We start from the raw sequence: 2,551 nt of genomic DNA, 5'->3' as shown, positions 1-2,551 counted from the left end.
ATAGAAAATTTTTCAGTTGAAGACTTAACACGTTATATTAAACAAAGAAAAGCTAGTGTCCTTCCAAATTCAACATTAGATATTGTGTTCACTTATTATTTAGAAGAAGACTTAGATTCAATTATTCGTGAAATACAAGAAGATTTTGCACCAAGAAACATTCTAAATGCAAATGAAAAAAATATGTTAAGTGTAGACAATGCAGTTCTATTAAATACCTTAGAAAATGTAAATAATCCTATTCGAGTAATTTTTGCGGTGGCAAAACTTAATGAAGGTTGGGATGTCCTAAATCTTTATGATATTGTTCGTATTTCAGAAGGTGCTGGCACAACAAGAACTGCTACAGATAGTGAAGCACAATTGATTGGTCGTGGTGCAAGGTATTATCCTTATGAATACGATGGACAACGTAGTTATACAAGAAGATTTGATAATACTAACAATGATTTAAGATTCTTAGAAACATTACATTATCATACAATAAATGAAAAAGGTTATTTGGCAAATCTTGAAAAATCTATGAATGCAGTTAACTTGATCACTGCTAATGATGAAACAGTACGTATTTTATCGACAAAGATAAAGAATGCTTTTAAAAATACTAAAGTATTTAAAGAAGGTCAGATATTTGTCAATGAAAGTAGACCTACAACTCCAGAGGATTATTCTTCTTTGGAAAAGTTTACAATTCCAAATGAATGGCTTACAGAGTATATCGGAAGTACATTAGAAGTAAAATTTCAAGAAAAAGAGCAGAATCAACAAATTGAACGCCATGAACAGGCATTAAGTGTAGATAAGAGATTTTTCAAAAAAGCTATTCAAAGGAATCCTTTTTATCGCTTTTCTAATTTGAAAGAATATTTACCAATGTTAAAATCCATGAATGAGTTATTAAATAGTAGCCAATACTTTAAAGGTGTTTCTATTACTGTTTCTTTACCTAAAGACCAAAATGTATCAGACTTGACTCCGACAGAAAAGTTAGAAATAGTCGATAGATTTCTTTCTTACTGTGAAGATAAAATTCGTAGAAATTACAAGAAAGAGATTGGACTGAAAATCTTTAAACCTGTAGCAATTAAAGAAACCCTGAAAGATTATGAAGTGGTTGTTCCAAAATTTGAAACAGGACAACATGTTACACAAAGAATTGATACGCACTCTATGAAGGGGAAAGATTGGTTTGTTTACACGGATGCCATCATGAATAATTTGGAATACAATATGGTTCAGTTGATGGAAAACTTTATTCATCAATTACAATTAAAGTACAAGGATGTTTATCTTATTCGGAACGATGAAAAAGCAACTCGTTTCAAACTAACTGAATTTAATGGACCAAGAGGTTTCATGCCTGATTTTATTCTTTATTTATCTAATGAAGATTTTGTCTATCAAATTTATATGGAGCCAAAAGGTGAAGATAGAGTTAAAGAAGATGCTTGGAAAGAGGAAATGTTAGAAGCAATAAATGGTTCTGATATTGAACTTATTGGTGAAAATGAGTCGGTAAAATTAATGGGCGTAAGGTTCTACAATGAAAAGAATAGACGTGTATTTATTGATGACCTTTCTGAAAAAATAAATGATGGTCAACCATTAGATGGAAAGATTGAGTTTCTAAGTGAATATTGAAAACAGAAAGGGAAATACTTAACTAGTGTTTCCCTTTCTATTTGAGTAAAAGCGAACTTACGTTTGTTTTTGCGGTACTTTCTTGATATAATTATTGTGATATTTTAAGAATTGGTGTACTTCAATTTTGTCAGATAATCTTTTAATTTGGGAGTAAGCTGTCTTATAAAGTGTAAGATGAAATAGTATCTCAGTCGATAAAAAACTAAAGGTTTTATTATTCTGAATGGTGGTGGAATAGTAGATAATTACATAGCGTTAAGTGATTGTTTATCTTTGCTTCAAATAAAATAGGATTGCGAAACAGTATACAGCTTAATAAAGGGATTACCATCGGATGGAGTAACAGCTTTTGGGATTTTCCCTACTATTCTTTACCGGTAGCTTCAACGTTAGAGCTAATCACGTAACTATGTATCTATGAAGAACATAGACGATACTTTTACTAATTATGTAACAGGATTCTTCAGCAGAGATTACTAGTTAAATGATGATAAAATACTGCCATTAGACTCGATTGAAGCAGAAACTCATGAATTATTTAATTGCATATGTAAAATCCATGTGTTTTAAGAAGTACTGATTGACTAAAGGAATGATTGGAATATCTAACCAGAATAAATGAATACATAATAGTAGAGATAGGTTTTTTCTGTCTCTTTTTACTTAAAATGTTTCAAGATTAATTTTGAACAGAAATATCACATTGCCTATTCTAACTGGAATATTTTTTAGGTGTACCTATTTTTACGTACCGAAAATGAAATCGGTATTGTTAAACACAAACGTTTCTACTTAACAATATTGCTCTACAATATTAAAAGTTCATTATATCATTCAATGATAACAATAGAGAAAAAGATAGTGTTTAGGTTAAATGCTTTTATACCAGTGTTTTGTTGCATAATAA

General features: G+C 30.0%; 1 pseudogene. It reads left to right on the top strand.

Annotated features, from left to right (window positions below):
* Window positions 1–1,641 (top strand): annotated as a pseudogene (locus A5867_RS14020) (type III restriction endonuclease subunit R); the annotation flags it as partial.
* Window positions 1,642–2,551 lie beyond the last annotated feature (910 nt).

Source organism: Enterococcus sp. 6D12_DIV0197 (genome assembly GCF_002174385.1).
Classification (GTDB): Bacteria; Bacillota; Bacilli; order Lactobacillales; family Enterococcaceae; genus Enterococcus_D; species Enterococcus_D casseliflavus.
The sequence above is the reverse complement of the archived record's forward strand: the minus strand, read 5'-3'. Positions and strand labels throughout refer to the sequence as shown.